Annotated in this window: 14 protein-coding genes; 4 read left to right on the top strand and 10 right to left on the bottom strand. The window is 62.1% G+C overall.

Annotation, left to right across the window (positions count from 1 at the left end; translation table 11 throughout):
- Positions 1-11: 11 nt before the first annotated feature.
- A complete protein-coding gene (locus RR_RS15775) occupies positions 12-1,367 on the top strand; it encodes a methyl-accepting chemotaxis protein (protein WP_049939029.1) in 1,356 nt (451 codons plus the stop codon).
- Positions 1,368-1,412: 45 nt separating this feature from the next.
- On the opposite strand, the gene RR_RS15770 is transcribed toward RR_RS15775, so the two are convergent.
- From RR_RS15770 to RR_RS15750, 5 genes are all read right to left on the bottom strand, one after another.
- Positions 1,413-2,822 carry an SLC13 family permease gene (locus RR_RS15770; RefSeq protein ID WP_004959766.1) on the bottom strand — a complete coding sequence of 470 codons (1,410 nt, stop codon included), beginning with the start codon at positions 2,820-2,822 and terminating at the stop codon, positions 1,413-1,415.
- Between the two features lie 136 nt (positions 2,823-2,958).
- Positions 2,959-4,458, bottom strand: coding sequence for an aldehyde dehydrogenase family protein (locus RR_RS15765; protein ID WP_011224341.1), 1,500 nt, complete (start codon positions 4,456-4,458; stop codon positions 2,959-2,961).
- Positions 4,459-4,630: 172 nt separating this feature from the next.
- Entirely contained in the window at positions 4,631-5,488 is an 858-nt protein-coding gene (gene prs, locus RR_RS15760) for a ribose-phosphate diphosphokinase (protein WP_049939028.1), read from the bottom strand.
- 109 nt (positions 5,489-5,597) lie between these two features.
- The gene (locus tag RR_RS15755; protein ID WP_049939027.1) at positions 5,598-6,401 is read right to left on the bottom strand and encodes an HVO_0234 family beta-propeller protein; all 804 of its coding nucleotides are present in this window, start codon (positions 6,399-6,401) and stop codon (positions 5,598-5,600) included.
- Position 6,402: 1 nt separating this feature from the next.
- A complete protein-coding gene (locus RR_RS15750) occupies positions 6,403-7,740 on the bottom strand; it encodes a glutamate-1-semialdehyde 2,1-aminomutase (protein ID WP_007189527.1) in 1,338 nt (445 codons plus the stop codon).
- Between the two features lie 177 nt (positions 7,741-7,917).
- Between RR_RS15750 and nasA the strand changes: the two genes are divergently transcribed.
- The 3 genes from nasA to RR_RS15735 all read left to right on the top strand — a co-directional run bounded on the left by nasA (position 7,918) and on the right by RR_RS15735 (position 13,932).
- A complete protein-coding gene (nasA, locus tag RR_RS15745) occupies positions 7,918-10,023 on the top strand; it encodes an assimilatory nitrate reductase NasA (RefSeq protein ID WP_011224338.1) in 2,106 nt (701 codons plus the stop codon).
- Between the two features lie 391 nt (positions 10,024-10,414).
- The gene (locus RR_RS15740) at positions 10,415-11,737 is read left to right on the top strand and encodes an MFS transporter (RefSeq protein WP_011224337.1); all 1,323 of its coding nucleotides are present in this window, start codon (positions 10,415-10,417) and stop codon (positions 11,735-11,737) included.
- Positions 11,738-12,165: 428 nt separating this feature from the next.
- Positions 12,166-13,932 carry a nitrite/sulfite reductase gene (locus RR_RS15735; protein ID WP_011224336.1) on the top strand — a complete coding sequence of 589 codons (1,767 nt, stop codon included), beginning with the start codon at positions 12,166-12,168 and terminating at the stop codon, positions 13,930-13,932.
- Between the two features lie 262 nt (positions 13,933-14,194).
- Here RR_RS15735 and RR_RS15730 read toward each other — a convergent pair whose 3' ends face one another.
- From RR_RS15730 to RR_RS15710, 5 genes are all read right to left on the bottom strand, one after another.
- Complete coding sequence (locus tag RR_RS15730; RefSeq protein WP_011224335.1) at positions 14,195-15,550, bottom strand: substrate-binding protein; 1,356 nt, start codon at positions 15,548-15,550, stop codon at positions 14,195-14,197.
- 171 nt (positions 15,551-15,721) lie between these two features.
- Positions 15,722-16,366: a chemotaxis protein CheC gene (locus tag RR_RS15725; protein WP_007189522.1), complete on the bottom strand. Its 645-nt coding sequence runs from the start codon at positions 16,364-16,366 to the stop codon at positions 15,722-15,724.
- Positions 16,367-16,574: 208 nt separating this feature from the next.
- A complete protein-coding gene (lrp, locus tag RR_RS15720; RefSeq protein WP_004959742.1) occupies positions 16,575-17,033 on the bottom strand; it encodes an HTH-type transcriptional regulator Lrp in 459 nt (152 codons plus the stop codon).
- A 9-nt stretch (positions 17,034-17,042) separates the two neighbouring features.
- On the bottom strand, positions 17,043-17,408 hold the full coding sequence (locus RR_RS15715; RefSeq protein ID WP_004517663.1) for a P-II family nitrogen regulator: 366 nt from the start codon (positions 17,406-17,408) through the stop codon (positions 17,043-17,045).
- Entirely contained in the window at positions 17,401-18,729 is a 1,329-nt protein-coding gene (locus RR_RS15710; protein ID WP_004959739.1) for an ammonium transporter, read from the bottom strand. The genes RR_RS15715 and RR_RS15710 overlap by 8 nt, the downstream gene beginning before the upstream one ends.
- Positions 18,730-19,006 lie beyond the last annotated feature (277 nt).

Genomic DNA, 19,006 nt, shown 5'->3' with positions numbered 1-19,006 from the left:
ATGGACAGACAGTGCAGAGTAATACGTCAGACTCAGGCGATTACACGCTTGGACCGTCAATTTCTGAAGCTGTCACGGAAGAAGAGCGGTTACGCGCGGAACGCGACCACTGGAAACACCTGTTCGATCAGCTTGTCGAACAGTTCCCGGAGCCGGCTCTCGCTGTCGATAATGACGGGCTGCTGACTCACTGGAATGACGTCCAAGCTGAATTTCACGGCGTTGATTCCGAGGTAGCGAAAGGAGAAGTCGCACACGAGATTATCGGAACCGACGACGTGACTGAAACGCTTGCTGAGGAAGTCACACGAACCGGCGAACCGGTACGGGAAACAGATGTTCGGTCCGGGACCCATGACGACGGAACGAACTGGCACGTCAGGGCAACCGCTGTCCCGCTTGTTTCACCGACCGGCGACGTCGTCGGTGCCTTCGAGTATGTAAGCCGTGTGACGGATCTCGTCGAGCAGCGGAAATCGATGCGGACGGTACAGAAGCAGGTTCAGGGCGAACTCGAAACGACGGTGACGGACCTGGAGTCGGCGGCTGAACAGGTCACGACGAACGCAGAGGAGATCGCAGACATTGCCGACGAAGAAGCAGCGCACATCGACGATGTCGATGACGAAATACAGACGCTCAGTGCGACGACTGAAGAAGTGGCCTCTAGCGTCGAAACGATCAGCACACAGGGCGAGGAAGCGGAGACGCTCGCCGAAGAGTCGGAGGATGCGACCGAAGAACTTCTAGAGACACTGAACACAGTCACCGCAGCCAGCGAGCAGATGGCGGCGGACGCGGATAGCCTCGCGTCCCGTGTCGATGAAATCGATGCGGTCGTCACGACGATCAACGACTTGGCTGAGCAGACAAATATGCTGGCGCTAAACGCGTCAATAGAGGCCGCTAGGGCGGGTGAAGAGGGCGATGGGTTTGCGGTCGTTGCAGATGAGGTAAAAACGCTTGCCACAGAATCGCAGGCCGAAGCAGAACGTATTGATGAGCTGGTTTCTGATATCGCGGAGATCGCGTCGCAAACCGTCGACAGTGTTCAGCAAACCACGGGGCGTATTGCTGAAATAGAACGGCAGACGCGAAACGTCTCCGAGAACCAGCAACGCATACAGTCGTCGATCTCTGACATTGCTGGCCAACTGAACCAAATCGCTGATGCGACGGACGACCAGGCCGCAAGCGCCGAGGAAATCGCCGCGGTACTGGACACGACTGTCGACGGTGTCCAACAGGTAGCCACTGAAGTTGCGGAGCTTGCAAAAGCGAACAAGCGACAGACTACACAGGTCACACAGATCCGGGAAAGCGTCGCATCTCTAGAGGAAAATCTTAGTACTGTTGTCGACGACTAGCGAGACTGTTTCTTTCGCTGTCGTTGTGACAGCGTCAGAGACCGCTCACATCAGGAGTGTGAACACGGCCACCTGTATCGGAACGAGGATCCCAAGCGTTGCGATCGAACAAATACTCGCCATTCGTGTGAGTTCCACAGAATTGACCATCCCACTGCCAAGGATAGCGACAAGGACTGCCGACTGGTACGGGAAAAAGTAGGTGTTGAGTGCGACCGCTTCCATCATTGCGATGGGAACAAGCGGAAGTCCGGCGTTTCCGGCGAACGTAACTAATACTGGCGTCAGGACGCTGGCGACCGCGAGCCCCTCCATAAGCAGGGTGAGCGCGAGCGCAGACACGACGACCGCGGCGAGCACCAGCGGGAGCGACGGGTCGGATGGAAGCACGGATAACAAGGTGGTCGCTGCGGCGTCGGTGAATCCGGTCTGCCGGAGCCCCTCGGCGATAGCGAAGATCGCACCGAGGAAAAACATGATCGAGAAATCGGCGTCGCCGACACTCTCCGGGGCGGCAACACCGATTCGCGGCATAAACGCCAGTAACACCACGACAACTGCACCGAACAGCGGATGCAAGCCGTGGACGAAGTCCGTCGCCCAGATCACGGCTCCGACTGCGAGAAAGACGAGCATACGCCGCTCGCGTGCGCTGACGGATAGCCCGTCCGCTTGTTCGGGTGTCTCAACGCGCTGCTGACTTGTTGGCCGATACAGAACGTATGCGATGCCAATAACGAGAATCGTTCGCCCGAGACTCATCGATGGCCCGAGCCACAGCAGCCACTCTCCCCACGCGATAGTTGGGCCGCCGCTGGACTCGATCAGTCCAGTGATAATGATGTTCGCTAGCGAGCCTGTGAGTATCCCTGACGCCCCGTAAAACGTGACAAACAGCGGCCCGAGAAAAATACCGACCTTCGCCCGTCGTTCGCTGAAGAGGTCGCCGAGTGACGCGAGGATCGGCGCGAGGATGAGCACGCGAACCAGCGCCGATGGAATGAGCACTGCAAGCAACAGGCTCCCGAGCGAAAGCGTGACAAGCAGGTATCGATACACCACCACAGCATCCTCTACTGCAGTTGTCGGGAGCAGATAGAGCGCCGCTCGCTCAACGAGGTCGGCGAGGCCGCTTTTCCGGGCCGCCTCGCCAATAAGAATGCCAGCGACAACTAACCACGTCGCGGGGGACTGGAACCCGGTCAGGGCCAACTCCGTGGAAAAGCTGCCACCGATGAGTCCAATACACAGCAATGCAGTAAACCACGGCTCGACAGGCGACCCGACCCACAGTGCGACACAGAACAGTGTAATCGCTAACATCCGGGTTGCGTCGGCTGAGAGCGGTGCCACCTGAAGTACGACTCCCGCGGCTATCAGTCCAACTGGCACCACCAACCATGACGCATCGATATCGCTGAACGGCAGCGATGTACCGACACTCCTCTCCGACATCGTGATCAGTTACCTCCGAGGTGTGTGCGCGTTTTAGCTTATCGATATCCCGGGTATCGGATGAGATCGGTGATAGATATCCCGGGGCAACACTGCCAAGCCGGCTTTTGAGGAATAAATCCCGCGACCAGGGCAGTCAGAAGGGGAACTCGCGTGCCTCGTGTTGCAGCGATATCCACTTCTTTTCGGTGACCTCTGCGAGGAAGTCATCGCTGTTGTACCCGCCGACGCCTGACGCGCCGGTCCCACTGAACGGGACGTGTGCCTCGTCGTTAATCGGCTGGTCGTTGACGTGGACCATTCCGGTCTCCATCCGCTGTGCGATGCGCTTGCCTGCACCAACGTCACCGGCGTGGACTGACCCGGAGAGCCCGAGTGGCGTATCGTTTGCGAGCGCGACAGCCTCGTCGACATCCGCCGCTTGAATGATCGGAACGACCGGCCCGAAGTGTTCGTTGCAGGCGGCAGCCATCTCGTTTGTCACGTCTGAAAGCACCGTCGGTGCCACCACCAGCGAGTCATCGACGCCATTGAGCTCGACAACGTCGCCACCTGTTTCGAGCGTGGCACCCGCCTCGATGGTCTGCTGTATATACGTCAGTATCTCGTCACGCTGTGACTCGTCGATAATCGGCCCGACAACGACCTCGTCGTGTGCGCTCCCCGCGGGCAGGTCCGCAACGCGCGCCGTCAGCTTCTCGACGTACTCGTCGTACACGTCCGCTTCCACGATATGGCGATTGATCGAGATACACACCTGGCCCTGGTGAGTGAAGGAACCGAACAACCCGGCATCGACAGCCGCGTCGATGTCTGCGTCGGCTGTCACGATATGAGCGTTGTTGCCGCCCAGTTCCATGGCAGCCTCCGAAAGGTTCTCACCGGCTGTCGCGGCGACCCGACGACCGACTTCGCTCGACCCGGTGAACGCCACTACGTCGCTGTGCTCGTGGCCCGCCACAGCATCACCGATTTCGGAGCCCCGCCCGGTCACAATGTTCAAGACGCCGTCCGGGAACCCGACGTCTTCGAACAGACGAGCAAACAGGAGGCCGCCAGTGATCGGCGTGTTCGTCGCGGGTTTCAGTACAACCGTGTTCCCGGCGGCAATAGCCGGTGCCAGCGCCCGGACAGAGAGGTTCAGTGGGAAGTTCCACGGTGAGATTACTGTCACCACGCCCTGCGGTTCACGCTCGACGATGTGCTCCTTACCGGGGATGTTCGAGACGGCGTGTTCGCCCTTCATCCGCCGAGGCATGGTCGCGGCCTCGGCGACTTGGTCGGTTGTGAGGTCGACTGACGTGTGCCCCACTGGCGGGACCTGTCCGGCCTCGGCTGCAAGGAGCGAGACAATCTCCTCTCGGCGCTGTTCAATCGCCTGGAGCAGGTCCTGTGTCAGCTCCTCGCGGTGCGCGGGCGGCGTCTGCCTCCATTCCTCCTGAGCGCGTTCGGCCGCTTCATAGGCTGCGTCGACGTCTGCTTCGTTCCCGCGGGGAACCTGTGCAACCGTCTCCCGCGTCGATGGGTTCTCAACGGCGAGACTGTCGCCCGAGTCGGGCTCACACCAGTCTCCGTTGATATAGAGCTCCTCCCAGTTCCCCTCAATACCGTAGCGCGGTCTGCTGTCCTGTGCCATGTTCCTGCACAACGCTTGCCTAGAAATCAACCTTGCGACACGTTATCAGAATTGGTACTGAGGGCTGTCTGCGACAGACACGGCTCTGCGCTCCGTGTTCACTATCGGATTGCCCGCCGCGTGATTCGACTGCTGGCTGCCAGCCGTACAAACGGACAGCGCTGTGCTCCAATCATTCCAGCCTCTCCGAGAGGACCGGCGCGGCGCTGACCTCGCTGACGGCGCGTTCGAGCGTGTCCGTCCCGTAGACGGCTTCGACGCCGGCACTGTTGAGCTTCGTCAGGGCATTGCTGGCGAGCATGGGGTGGACGCAACTGACGAACACACGCTGGGCGTCGCGGTCGTCAAGGACGCTGACGGACTCGCTCATCGTCGACCCGGTGGCGATGATGTCGTCGACAAGCACCACATCCCGGCCCTCGACCGGTGCGTCGCTGGGGCTGATTTCGATGTCGCCGGTGTTGTAGTCCCGGTCCTTCTCGAAGAAGTCCGTCTCGCCCTCACCGTATGCGTCCCGGACCGTTGTCGCGAGAGCGATTGCGCCTTCGTCGGGCGAGAGAAAGAGCGGGTCCTGCAGGTCCGCAGGCAGTGGGTCGGCGAGAACACTCGCCGCGTCAACGTTGGTAGCTGGCACGTCGAAAAAGTCACAGACGGCCGGCTCGTGTGGATTTACCGTCAGCACGCGGTCGGTTCCCGTTGAAATAGCGCGGGCCATTGCCCGCGAGGAGACCGGCTCGCCGGGCTTGAACGCCTCGTCCTGACGGGCGTAGCCCATGTATGGAATGACGGTGATAACCTCACTTGCACCGCTTTCGCGGGCCGCGTCCTGCAACTGGAGCAACTGGAGGTGTGCGTCGCTGTCGACGGTTGAGGCGACGACGACGGCACGCTCGCCGGAGACTGCTTTTGGGACCTGAACGACGTGTTCTCCGTCGGGGAACCGTTCGTACTCGACCCGTCCCAGCCGCTCGCCGGTCGCCTCGGCGAGGGTCGCCGCGAACGCCTGTGTGTCCGCCCCGGGGATAATCATATCCGGTGGGTGGCTGCCCGGGCTAAACCCTGTTTCGGTTCCGTAAGCGGATGTGGCGCGTGAGACAGGCACGCGACTGATTGGTGCTGCCGGGGTGGGCCGTGTTCGGTCAGGCGACGGCGACGCCGACGACATCGGGGACGCCCAGTGAGCGCTGTCGCCAGCCGCCCTGTCCGTCGGCTGTCGCCTCGGCCGCAGTCGCAACGAGGAAGGTCCCGTTCTCGGTGATAGCGTAGGTGTCGTCGCCGTGGGTCACGTCGACCACGCGCTCGTCGACGGGGAGCGTACACGGCTCCCACGACCCGTCGGTTAGCTCGTACAGCCCGTCCGCCGCGGCAGCGTGCACCTGCTCGCCGTCGCTTGCGACCGCCACGTGCCGGCCAGACCGCACCTCGGTCCACTCGCCGTTCTCGCCTCCGTAGCGGTACAGCCCGCTCTCGGTCGCGGCGTAGTCGCCGGACACGTCGGCCACGTCCACGAGCCCGAGTCGGTCGAGCGACGGAAGCGCGTACACGCCCTCGGCCGCAGCGAGGCGGTCGCCGTCGATGGCCTGGACGTCCGCGACCTCGCCGATACCTTGCCACTCCCCGGTGTACCGAGCGACGCGGCTGTCGCCGGCTGCGAGCAGTCCGTCGCCGTCGTAGCCGACGGCGGTGGCCGGCCCGAACCCGGTCGGGACGAAGCCGTCGTCGGTCAACACGAGCACGTCCTCGTCGGTGGCGACCGCGACTTCGCCGCTCGCCCCGGCCACATCACGGGCATTGCACCGCTCGCTCAGACTGAACCGCCCGATCTGGCCACCGGCCGTCTCGACACGGGTGACGCCCAGTCCTGACGCGACGTACGCGTGGGTCTCCGGGCGCTTCGCCCCGTACATCCGCTTCTCCGAAAGTGCGATGTCGTCGTCGCTCACCTCATATCGCCTCTTTGTATGCTTCGAGCGCATTCTCAATGTCTTCACCTGTGTGGGCATCACAGATGAACTGTGACTCGAACTGGTTCGCCGTGAGGAACACGCCCTGGTCTTTCATCGCGGGCCAGAACAGCCGCTCCCACCGCTCGGTCTCGGCCTGTGTCACATCGTGGCCGGTCTTCGGACAGTACTCGAAGCGCGGACAGGACTCCTGTTGCTGGCAGCCAGCCTCACATTGCCCCTCGAGCGAATCCGGACCATCACGGGTGAAGATGACCTTGAACATCGAATCCCGGCCGACGACGGTATACTCGGGAGCTTGGTCTTCGAGGATGTCCTGCAAGCCTGCTCGGAGTCGTTCACCGAGGTCGTTGACGTGGCCGTATACGTCGTGTTCAGCCGCATACCGCAACGTCTCCAGGCCGGCCGCCATCGTCACGGGGTGGCCGGAGAAGGTCCCGGACTGGAACACGTCGCCGGCAGGGGTGAACTGCTCGATGATCTCGCTTTTGCCGCCGATTGCCCCGACCGGGAAGCCGCCACCGACGATCTTCCCAAAGGTGGTGATGTCGGGGTCGATGTCGAACGCGCCCTGGGCACACTGGAGACCGCCGACGCGGAAGCCGGTAATGACCTCGTCGAAGATGAGCAGGGAGCCGTGGTCGTCACACAACTGCCGGAGCGTGTCGTGATAGCCCTCGACCGGGTGGACGATGCCGTAGTTCCCGAGGATGGGTTCGGTGAGGACAGCCGCGATGTCGTCGCCGTGTTCCTCGAACACCTCGTGGGCGGCTTCCTCGTCGTTGAACGGCACGGTCAGGGTGTGCTCGGCGAAGCTCTCGGGGATACCGGGGCTGGACGGGGCCGTGTGGTCGCCCTCGCCCTCGACCAGCGTGGACTCCTGTGCGCCGTGGTAGCCGCTCTGCATCACGACGATTTTGTCCCGCCCCGTGTAGCCACGAGCCAGTCGGACCGCCGAGACCGTCGCTTCGGTCCCGCTGTTGACGAACCGGAGCATCTCGACGCTTGGGACGTGTCGGGTGACGAACTCGGCCAGTTCGACCTCGACTTCGGTGGGCGCGCCGTACATCGGCCCCTCAGCGGCGTGTTGCTGGATGGCCGACTGGACCTGTTCGGGCAGGCTGTGGCCCAACAGGAGCGGGCCATAGCCCATGACGAAGTCGATGTAGCGGTTGCCGTCGGCGTCGATGACGTGCCCGCCGTCCCCCTTCTCGACGAAGAACGGATAGGGCCGCGTCGCTCGCACGGAGGAGTTGACGCCGCCCGACAGCACCGACAGGGCGCGGTCGTACAGCGCTCGTGACTGCTCGTGGTTCATACGCTGCCGTTTGACCGCTGTCAGAAAGAAACTGTTGTTACTTCGCGGTGCCTCCAATCTAGTGGACGGATGTCACACGCTTGCCGTTGAAATAAGTATTTCGTAAAGAGTCACTGTTATACAGTGTGTGTTCATCTATGGAAATACGATAATGGCATCCGAACGTACTGTAATATCATGCCAAACTGGACAAATGGGCGTCGAGACGGCGCGTGGGCGGCTGTGAGCGACTGGGTGCCGACGACGTGTATGCGGTGTGCCGTTGGCTGTGGCCACATGCATCAGGGCGCTGACGAGGGGTATGGTATCGACGCTGTTCGCGGCGACGCCGCGCATCCAGTCAGCCAGGGTCTCGCCTGTGCACGCGGCCTCCGAGAGAGCAAAGACCCCGACGGGGAGTGGCTCACCCGGCCGATGGTCCGCAGTGACGGCGAACTCCGCCAGACCCAGTGGGACGTGGCGCTGGCTCGCGCCGTCGAGGGCCTTCAGGCCGTCCACCAGCAGGACCCCGACGCTGTCGCCGTCCTCGGCAGCGGCCAGCAGACCAACGAGGCCGCTTACGCGCTGGGGAAGGTCGCCCGCGGCGGCTTCGGCACGACGAACTACGACGCCAACACGACGCTGTGTATGGCCAGTGCCGTCACCGCCTACTACCAGTCCTTCGGTAGCGACGCGCCGCCGTGTACCTACGCCGACATCAGCGACGCCGACCGCCACGTCGTCTGGGGGGCGAACCCGGCGGTCGCCCACCCCGTGCTGTTCCGCTGGGTTCAGCAGTCCGCTGACGAAGACGGCGTCGAAATCATCGTCGTCGACCCTGTCCGCTCCGAGACTGCAGAGAACGCCGAACATCACGTCGCACCTGACCCGGGGAAGGACCTCGCACTGGCTCGCGCCGTCCTTGCCCGTATCGTCGAAACAGGGCGGGTCGACCGCGAGTTCGTCGATGAAGCGACCGACGGGTTCGAGGACCTGCTTGCGACGCTGCCCGATGCCGATGACGCGGCCGACGAGGCCGGCATCGAGATGGCCGAGGTGGACCTGCTTGCCGACGCGATGGACCAGCAGGCGCTCATCTACTGGGGCATGGGCATCAATCAGCACGTTCAGGGGACCGAGACCGCACGGGCGCTCATCGACCTGACGCTGGCGACGGGGAACCTTCGACCCGGCGGCGGCCCGTTCTCGCTGACCGGCCAGGCCAACTCCATGGGGACCCGCATCTGCTCCTCGAAAGGAACTTGGCCTGGCCAGCGGGCCTTCGAGGACCCGGACCACCGCCGCCTCGTCGCCGACCACTGGGACGTGCCGGTGGACCGCCTCCCCGACGACACCGGTCCCGGCCCGGTCGGGATGCTCGAAGGCGAACCCGAGGCCGTCTGGGCTGTCGCCACCAATCCCGTTGCCGGGATGCCCGAGTCCGAGAGCGTCCGCGAGACACTGGAAGACGCCTTCGTCGTCGTACAGGACGCCTTCCACACCGAAACGACGGAGATTGCCGACGTGGTCTTGCCGGCCGCGACGTGGGGCGAAAGCGACGGCACGACAACGAACATGGAGCGGACCATCTCCCGCGTCCGGTCGGCGACCGACGTGCCAAGCGGTGTCAGATCGGACCTTGACATCATCGCTACCATCGGTTCGCGGCTGTTTCCCGGGCTGTTCGAGTCCACGTCGCCGAACCCGTCGGCTGTGTTCGATGAGTTCACCGCCCTCACAGAGGGGACGGTCGCTGATTGCTCGGGCATCACCTACGAGCGCCTCGACGACAGCCACGCCGTGCGGTGGCCCGCGCCCGACGACGACAGCGCCGGCGGCTACCGCTACTACGACGACGAGTCGTGGTCGTTCCCGACCTCCTCGGGCCGCGCGCAGTTCTCGACCGGCCGCCAGGGGACGCTTCCGGAGCCGACCGACGACGACTACCCGCTGACGCTGACCACCGCCCGCGAGGCCGACGGATACAACACCGGTGTCCGCTCCCGCGGCGGCGAGGCCGGGGCCCTGGTGGCCCGCATCCACCCCGAGACGGTTGCGGAACACAGCGAACTCGTCACCGACGAGACACTGACCGTCGAGACCCGTCGCGGCTCTGCGACAGTCGACATCGACCGCGATGCGGGCGTTCCCCGCGGGATGGTCTGGCTGCCGATCCACCATCCGGCGACGAACCGGCTGACGCTTTCAGACCGGGACCCCCAGTCCGACGAGCCGAACTTCAAACAGTGTGCTGCCCGCCTCGTTGCAGCCGAGGCGGAACTGTCGCCGGCGACGGCTGACTGATACTGTTGGCTGTAGCTGAGACCTGATACTCGCGGTGGCGAAAGTCCCGAAAGCCGTACAGCTGACAGGCGTCCAGCTACCACGCAGCCCAGTTAGTTCGTCTGCATGATGACATCTCACTCAGTGTGAAATAACCCAATGTATGTCCAACTATACACTCGTGTGGTGGGCGTTCAATGGCCTTAAACAGGTGATATCCGATGATATATTTGCTACCTTTCCACTCAGGCGCTTTAGAATAGCCGTTATGTAAAGGGGTACTGTTATTAAATGACGAGTCTTTTGCCTATCATGTACTGATGTGGTCACACATCCAAAATATAATAGAATTGGTGGACAAAAAACCGGTAATAATCGTAAATGGCGTGCAGTCCGTAACTGAGGTGTCGGCATGGGACTGATCAAGATGACGAAGTACCGGACGCTGCTGCTGGCGACCATCGGCTTCAATTTCTCGTTCCTTATTTGGTTCTCGTTCGCGCCGTTTACTGGCCCGATGGCCGAGGAGTTCGGACTGTCGACGGCGGAGATCGGGATTCTGGCGAGTTCGGCCATCTGGATGGCTCCGTTTGGCCGAATGCTCACCGGCTGGCTCTCGGATAAGTTCGGTGCACCGGCCATCTTTGCCATCGTGCTGGCCTACGTTGGTGTGTTCTCGATCGGGAGCGCCTTCGCACAGGACTACTCCGTGTTCTTCGTGCTCCGACTCATCGTGGCGACGGCCGGCATCACGTTCGTCATCGGCATCCAGCACGTCGCCGAGTGGTTCGAGGAGGAGAACCTCGGTCTGGCGGAGGGCATCTACGCCGGTGTCGGGAACGCCGGCGCCGCCGGCGGCGCGCTGATTCTCCCTCGCGTGTTCGGGTCCGGGTGGAACGGGCCGCTGTTCTCGACCAACTGGCGAGCCGCGTTCTTCTACACCGGCATCGTCTCCATCCTCCTCGCAATCGCCTACTACACACTCGGCGAGGCCGCCAAGACCGAGGCGAAACGCCAGGCGACCAAAGAGAACACCAACTTCAAAGGCTGGCTGCACACGGCCACGCGGTACGGCACTGTCGTCCTTGCCGCCGCGTACATCATGTCTTTTGGCCTCGAACTGTCGATGAACGGGTGGCTCGCCACCTACTACCGCGAGGCGTTCAACCAGGACAACCTCGTCATCGCGAGCACCTTCGCTGCGACGTTCTCGATTGCTGCGGGACTGCTCCGGCCCTTTGGCGGCTACGGCAGTGACCTGCTGGCCCGCAAGGAGAAGAACCTCCTGCCGTTCTTCAAGGGCCAGTACCGCGAGCAGTGGACGTTCCTCGGGCTCTGCTTTATTGTGGTGATGATGTTCGCCATGACGCTGGCCGGCCTCTCCGGGGTCCTGCTGAACGCGGTCGTCATCGGCTTCCTCGTGGGCACGGGCTGTGCCTGGGCTGAGGGCGCTATCTTCGCGCAGGTGCCTGCGATGTTCCCCAACGACTCTGGCTCGGTCGCCGGTGTCGTCGGCGGCGTCGGCACTGTCGGTGGGATTGTCTACCCGCTGTTTTACTCCGCGCCGTGGTTGGCGAACCTCCACCTGGGGTATTCCGTGGCCGCCGTTACCATGATTCCGATTGTGTTGCTGTCTGCATGGGTGTTCCAGCCGGAAATCGCGAAAGTCGCTAACACGGCTGGGTTCGTCGGAAGCACGCAGGAAGGCACCACCGTCGCCTCCGGCGACGACTGACGCTCATCGCTCTCGAACGAGCCGTTCTTTCTCTTTTCCGCACGCGTGACGCACTGAACAGGCCGGTGTGTCGCGTCCCTCGTCGGTTCGGCTCGCGCGCGACCGACACCTCAGTTCTACGGGGTCGCGCCCCGGTCGGGCGAATCACGCCCGCGGAGCGTCCCCGACGCACAGTCCCGAACTCGACCGGACAACCGATTGCCGTCCTGCGGTTTCACCTCTGTCGCCGGGGCAGTGTATAACCTCTTTAAACACCTCTCAGACGGTATAATTCTGGACGGCCGTTTCCTAACGATCTCTTACTCTTTATTTCTTTAACGAATAGCGTTATAAGGAATCAAACTCAGTACTTAGACGTGAATTAGCGGACATTCAGATACCTATGGGAGATAAAAAACCACATCTATCAAGAGCGAGGGTGCGCGAAGATGGCACATAAAAAAGAGGAGTACAAGGCGGAGCTGTACGGTGATGAGGTACGGGAGAAACTAGAGGAGTTCGCCGAGAAAGGCTGGGACTCGATTCCCGAGGACGAACGCGAGAAGTGGTTCTCGCGGTTCAAGTTCTGGGGTGTCTTCCACCACCGCGGCGGACAAGAGTCGTATTTCATGATGCGGCTGACAAATTGCGGCGGCGTTCTGGAGCCCGACCAGCTCCGGGCTATCGGCGAAGTCGCCCGCGACTACGCGAAGGGGCCAGCGGAGAACCCTGAGTTCGGAAACGGCTGGATTGATTTCACGACACGACAGTCCATCCAACTGCACTGGCTCAAACTCGAAGACATCCCGGAAATCTGGGAGAAACTCGAAGCCGTCGGCGTTTCCTCGCGCTCTGCGGGCGGGGACACGATGCGGAACATCTCCGGTTGTCCGGTCGCCGGCAAGGCCGAGGAGTACGTCGCGTCTCGCCCGATTCTCGACGAGATTCAGGAGACCATCCGCGACGACAACGACCTCTCCAATATGCCCCGGAAGTTCAACATCTCGGTGACGGGGTGCAAGCAGGGGTGTGCCCAGGACAGCATCAACGACATCGGGCTGGAGCCGGCCCACAAGTTCATTGACGGCGAGGAAATCGAGGGGTTCAACGTCCGCGTCGGCGGCGGCCTCGGTGGTCGCGAACCCCGCGAGGCCCGTCCGCTGGACCTGTTCATCCGGCCCGAACACGCCGTCGAGACGGTCCGTGCTTTTGTCGAGTACTACCACGAGGCGGGCAACCGTCAGAACCGCTCGAAGAACCGCGCCCGGTTTTTCGTCGACGAACATGGGACCGACGCCATCCGCGAGGAACTTGACGAGCGGCTGGATTTCGAGTTTGAAACCGCTGGCACTGACTTCCGCGGGGAGTATACGTACAACGCCGGCAAGTCTGCTGAACACGGTGCCCACGACCACGTCGGCGTCTACGACCAGCAAGACGGGAAGAACTACGTCGGGCTCTCGGTGCCCGTGGGCCGACTCTCCGCAGAGGACACCATCGAACTCGCGGACCTCGCCGACGCCTACGGCTCCGGCGAAGTGCGCCTGACCCGCCGACAGAACCCAGTCATCATGGACGTCCCCGACGGGAACATTTCGAATCTCCTCAACGAGCCGCTACTGGACAAACACTCGCCCGAGCCGAACCCGTTTGTTCAGGGGGCGATGGCCTGTACCGGAACGGAGTTCTGTTCACTCGCGCTCACCGAGACAAAGGCGCGGATGGCTCGCCTGCTCCGCTGGCTCGGTGACAACGTCGATGTGCCCGATGATGTTGACCGCATCAAAATGCACTTCTCGGGCTGTACGGCTGACTGCGGTCAAGCGATGACAGCCGACATCGGCTTACAGGGGATGCGCGCCCGCAAGGACGGCCAGATGGTCGAAGCCGTCGATATCGGTGTCGGCGGCGGTATCGGCGCGGAGCCGACGTTCATCGAGTGGGTCCGCCAGCGCGTCCCTGCTGACGAGGTGCCGGGCATGATTGCCAACATCGTTGAGGCATACGCCGCGCTTCGCTCGGAGGGGCAGACCTTCCGGGAGTGGGTCGACGCCACCGGCCACGAAACAATCGTCGAGCTGGCCGAACCGGAGGAAGTCGAGGGGTACACCGACCCATGTCTGGCCGACGGCAAGCAATCGTGGTATCCCTTCGACGACGGCGAAAGCCCGGCCCCGACCGACGCCGAGGGCCAGCCGATTTCGGCGGACGACTGACCATGGCTGAGACAGACTGCCCGACCGACAACGACGGTGACGACCCGTCGGAATCCGCGGTCAAGGGGGTGGCATACGACGCGGCACCGGAGCTACTGGAGTAACGCGGCCCCGGCTCCGAACAGCCGGATGTGCCGACGTGACGTGTCCGTTTCAGGGCGCGTCCGTCTGCCTCTGACAGTTGGGGACTGCTTGTGTCCAGTCCCCGCTCGGTTCTCCGTTTCCGTATTTTCCGTTTCGCAGTAGTCGCTGTGCGCTGGCTCTAGTCCCCGTAGTCTCCGAGTTCGCACTCGGCGGCCGGGCCGCCGTCACAGTCGTACCCGACCGCTTTCGTAACCCTGAGCAGGTCGTAGAACCGACCGAGGGACTGCTCGGACTCGGGAAGCCCTTCGACCACTGGCACGCCACGCTGGGCCTGATGGTCACAGCGCCGCATCGTCTGGCTGCCCAGCCCGACCGAGTATTCCTGGTCTTCTAGCTCTCGGATAACCGCCGGCGGATAGAACGTACCGGCCTGCTCGACGGCCGCGGCGTACTGGAGCGTCTGTGCGTAGGCCAGATGGGCCACGCCGGAGGGTCGCTGTGCGTTCCCGTGCTCCGCGGTGAAGGCGTTCTTGAACGCATTGGAAAGGTCAGACGAGACGCTGGTGTCCCACGCGACCGTCCCGACGACACCGCCGAGCGCCGTCGAGGCGTTCTGTGCCACGATGCGGTTGTACAGCGGCACCACAATCCCCACCTCGTCAGGGAGAATTTCCTGGGCCGTTGTCAGCGAGTTCGCGGCGTCGAGTCCGTAGTGGTCGAGGAAGACGACCTCCGCACCGGCGTCCCGGGCCTGTTTGAGCGGTTCCTCGTAGTTCGTCGTCCCGAGGCGCGTCGGGATGCTCGTGAGTTCGACCCAGCCACTCGAGGTGAAGAAATCACGGATCGACGACTCCATCGTTTGCCCCCAGTTGTAGTCCGCGTAGATCTGGACGTACTGGGCCTCCCGGCCGAACCGTTCCTTGAGTACCGGAAGCAGCGCCTGTGCGGTCATGTACGCGTTGAACATCTCCCGAAAGCTGTAGCGGACACAGTCCGTCCCCGTCGTGTCGTTCGAGTGGGTCAGACAGCACATGTACGGGACTTTCTCGGCCTGTGCGACCTCCTGTTGGGCGATGGCGACGGAACTGGACGAGCCACCGGAAAACATGATGACGTCGTCCTGCTCGACCATCTCCGTGGCGTTGGCTGTCGCAACATCCGGCTTCGTTTCCGTGTCTGCAGTGACGTACTCGACGGTCTTTCCGAGCACGCCGTCGCCGCTGAGTACGTCAAAGGAGCGCTGTCCAACCCAGCCGCCACCCTCGTTGAGGTGTGTGACAGCGAGCTCATATCCCCGGAGTTCGTCGCGCCCTTCGGCGGCGTACGTCCCTGACTGTGGCACGTTGAAGCCGAGTGTGACCGCATCGCCGTCGATCGGATAGTTCCCGAGCGGTGGGTGCTCCGGTGTGTTTTCGGCTCTCGACCCCCCGCCCTGGCACCCTGCCAGCCCGGCGAGCCCCGCGCTGCCGACCCCACCGGCAATCTGTAGTACGGACCGCCTGTCAACTGCCGCTCCCCCGTTTTCCAATCCCATACCAGCTGTTTTGATGATAAATATATATAATACTTATTTCAATAGAAATGGGTGAACAATTAGCATAGTCGGAGCTGGTGTCGGGTATTGAGGGACCGCAGGCTGTTTTCTCGGCGATTAGACTTACTCTGGCCACGCGGTGGACAGGGGTGCAGAAATAGCGTGCCGCTGTCAGTCAAGAATGTCGCTGGCTTCGGTGTCTTTCGCCACGTCAGTGTCGAGGTCGATATCCTGAATCAGTGCGACGAGGTCCTCCAGTTCGGGGAACGTGTACACGGTCATCCCGAGGTCGCCGTCGTCGACGGTGATACGCGAGTCGACGACGAACACCAGATCGGAGTCCGGCCAGCCGCCCATCTCGTCGATGATGCCGTCAGCCGGCCCGAACACGAAGTTCGGGGTCCCCATATCGATGGTCGTCTCCAACACGTTGGCCCACCCGTCGATGAACGCGGAGGTCATGATGTTGCCGATCTCCTGCATCGCCGACCGTTCCATGTCGGAGAACCCTTCACCCTCGCTCGGTTCGCCCATCCCGCCCATCATCGCGCTGGCCATCTGCTTGCTGTCGGCCGGTTCGAGCAGAAATAGGACGTAACCGTAGGGCGGTTCGTTCAGTTCGACGTAGATGCCGACGCCCTTGTCGTCGCCGATGTGTGTCTTGACATCCTCGATGTCGAGAAAATTGATCTGTGAGGTCCGAACTGTCGCGTCAAGCCCGGTCAACTGACCGAGGTTCTCCGCGACTGTCCCGGACCCCTCTTTTGCCATCTGATTGAAAAGGTCCAGCTTCCGCACGTCGACTTTCAAGCCCATATCTTCTGGAACGTCGCAAGCGGCTTAACGCCACCGCTGGGAGCCACACTCACCAGCGGATAGGGTCTGGTAGCCGTCTGTCGCCGGTTCCATCGGACATGAGGGAGGACATTCAGTCACCACGTACTCACTACAAACACGTCCCGGTGCACCTCATAGCGTGTCTCACCGTTCCAAACTGACAGCGAAAACAGGACTGCAGGCGTCTTCAGGCGTCAGTTCCGTCGACCGGGAACTGCTCGTGTTCGCACACCGTGTTCAGCACGACTGATGTCGAGGCAGACCGGATGTCCTCGTCGGTCAGCAGCGTCTTTATCCGCTCGTTCATCGACTGCGTGTCGGTGAACTTCCCGACGGCCACGATGTCGTGGTCGCCGGTCACTTCGTAGACCGCGACCATTTCGCGTCGATCACGTAACTGGTCCACCACCCGTCCAAGCCCGTCGCCCTCGACAGAGAGCTGGAATACGGCGGTCACGTCGTAGCCCAGCGCCCCGTAATCGATGTCGACGGTGTATTCGTCGATCACACCGGTCGACTCCAGGTCGTCCATTCGGCGCGACACCGTGGTCGCCGCGATACCGGTTGCGGCGGCGATGTCACGGGCGCTCGCACGGCCGTCCTGGAGCAGTGCGTTCACTACCTCTCTGTCGGTATCATCGACCATTTCGTCCGCTCAGACTGCCTCTGGACCTTCTTTACCGGTTCGGACCTGATAGGCGTTGTCCACGGGAAGGACGAATATCTTGCCGTCACCTTTCTCGCCGGTGTGGGCACCGTCGGCGATAGCGTCGACGACATCCTCTGCGGGGATGTCTGCGACCACTGTCTCGACTTTGACTTTCTGGTGCAGGTCGACGACGTACTCCTCGCCGCGCCACTGCCCCTTCTTTGCGGGCTGTGAGCCGCGGCCGGAGACGTTCGTCACTGTCAGCGACGGCGCGCCGACTTCCGCCAGCGCCTTCTTCACGTCGCCGAGCTTGTCCGGTCGAACCATTGCGACCACCATCTTGATTTCAGAGTCGTCGGTTTCGTCAGTCATCTTTGGAACCTCCGTCAGTACGCACGTTCGTGTTCACTTTACCACCATCGGCGACAACGCCTTCGCCGCCACCGAACTCGGGGTAGGTCTCGACGCCGTGCTCGCTGACGTCCAGCCCTTCCTGCTCGTGTTCGGGCGTGACCCGTGCCTGTCCGGCTGCCTTGAGGCCGTACCAGATGAGGCCGGTGGTCACAATCGTCCAGCCGGCGATAACGGCGACGCCAACAACCTGCACGGCGAGGGCGCTGCCGATAGAGCCGACGGTACCGGAGGTTGCGACGAGTGGGTACATGATGGTGCCTAGCACACCGGCACTGCCGTGGACCGGGAACACAGCGCACACGTCGTCAATTTTCATACGGTTCTCCATGAAGCTGAACACAATCGGAAGCTGACCGCCAGCCAGGAGGCCGACGATGAGTGCACCCCACCAGGTCGTGGTGTCGGGGATCGCCGTGATACCGACTAGCCCGGCGAGCAGTCCGTTTGCGACGTACAGCGTGTCGACCTTGCCGGTCTTCAGCCACGCAACCAGTGCGGCACCGATTGCGCCCATCGCCATCGCAACGGTCGTCGTCATCGCGACGCGGCCAACCGTTGCGAAGGCACCGAGCGCGAGTGCACCGTCTTCGACGACGAAGACACTCGCTGCGGTCCCGACATTGAACCCGTACCAGCCGAAGGCGAGGATAAGCGTCCCCAGCACGGCGAAGGTCATCGAGTGACCCGGAATAACGTTCGCGGAGCCATCCTCGTTGTACCGGCCCATGCGCGGACCGAGCACGTAGGCGGCCGTGAGACCGGCGATACCGCCCATACCGTGGACAATCATCCCACCGGCGAAGTCCTTGAACACGACACCGCCGAGGCTGATGTGGGCACCGGCCCACGTGAGCCCGGTCACAACGGGGTAGATGACTGCGGCCAGCAGGAACGTGTACGTGATGTACGCACGGAGCTTGGCCCGGCCGGCCACCGCCCCGGAGACGATGGTCGCTGCCGTCATCGCGAAGACGGCACCGAACAGCCACCCGACGTAGTCGTTCGCGGCCTCAGCGCCAAACGCCGGCGCAAAGGATCCGGTCCCGACGAGTGACGAGATGCCAGACCCGATGAGGAAGAACACGACGACTCCGACCGACCAGGTCAGGAGGTTCTTCGTTAGCTGGTTCGCGACGTTCTTCGAGCGCACCTGGCCCGCCTCGAGCATGGCGAAGCCCGCGTGCATGAAGAAGATCAGGAACGATACTGTAAGCACCCACAGGAGGTTGACACCTTCTGCGAGCACGTTCGGATCAACTTGTAGTGCAGTGTAGCTCATTTCTAGTTCACCTGTTTCGTTTTGTTATCGGCTGCCGTCTGCATGTCCAACTTTCCCCCACTCTGGCTCAACTTCTTCAACTCTTTCACGAGAAAGGCTCTGGTAACAACACTACATAAGGTTTGCCTTTATGAATGCGGAAATTAGAGGGGATGTGATAGACGACCGTTCAGATTATGGTATGATATTATGGATATAAGGTTGTTCTCCGTAAAGAAAGTCCGTATATGTATACTGGAATTTTGGACGTTTGTCGACCCCAGTTCCGGCTACAGGA

The organism is Haloarcula marismortui ATCC 43049 (genome assembly GCF_000011085.1).
Classification (GTDB): domain Archaea; phylum Halobacteriota; class Halobacteria; order Halobacteriales; family Haloarculaceae; genus Haloarcula; species Haloarcula marismortui.
The sequence above is the reverse complement of the archived record's forward strand: the minus strand, read 5'-3'. Positions and strand labels throughout refer to the sequence as shown.

Bases quoted from the DNA above. Each gene is read 5' to 3' on its own strand.
- RR_RS15730 (WP_011224335.1), bottom strand. From the start codon at position 15,550: ATGGGATTGGAAAACGGGGGAGCGGCAGTTGACAGGCGGTCCGTACTA.
- nasA (WP_011224338.1), top strand. From the start codon at position 7,918: ATGCCAAACTGGACAAATGGGCGTCGAGACGGCGCGTGGGCGGCTGTG.
- RR_RS15770 (WP_004959766.1), bottom strand. From the start codon at position 2,822: ATGTCGGAGAGGAGTGTCGGTACATCGCTGCCGTTCAGCGATATCGAT.
- RR_RS15735 (WP_011224336.1), top strand. From the start codon at position 12,166: ATGGCACATAAAAAAGAGGAGTACAAGGCGGAGCTGTACGGTGATGAG.
- RR_RS15725 (WP_007189522.1), bottom strand. From the start codon at position 16,366: ATGGGCTTGAAAGTCGACGTGCGGAAGCTGGACCTTTTCAATCAGATG.
- RR_RS15715 (WP_004517663.1), bottom strand. From the start codon at position 17,408: ATGACTGACGAAACCGACGACTCTGAAATCAAGATGGTGGTCGCAATG.
- prs (WP_049939028.1), bottom strand. From the start codon at position 5,488: ATGATTATCCCCGGGGCGGACACACAGGCGTTCGCGGCGACCCTCGCC.
- lrp (WP_004959742.1), bottom strand. From the start codon at position 17,033: ATGGTCGATGATACCGACAGAGAGGTAGTGAACGCACTGCTCCAGGAC.
- RR_RS15765 (WP_011224341.1), bottom strand. From the start codon at position 4,458: ATGGCACAGGACAGCAGACCGCGCTACGGTATTGAGGGGAACTGGGAG.
- RR_RS15750 (WP_007189527.1), bottom strand. From the start codon at position 7,740: ATGAACCACGAGCAGTCACGAGCGCTGTACGACCGCGCCCTGTCGGTG.
- RR_RS15740 (WP_011224337.1), top strand. From the start codon at position 10,415: ATGGGACTGATCAAGATGACGAAGTACCGGACGCTGCTGCTGGCGACC.
- RR_RS15710 (WP_004959739.1), bottom strand. From the start codon at position 18,729: ATGAGCTACACTGCACTACAAGTTGATCCGAACGTGCTCGCAGAAGGT.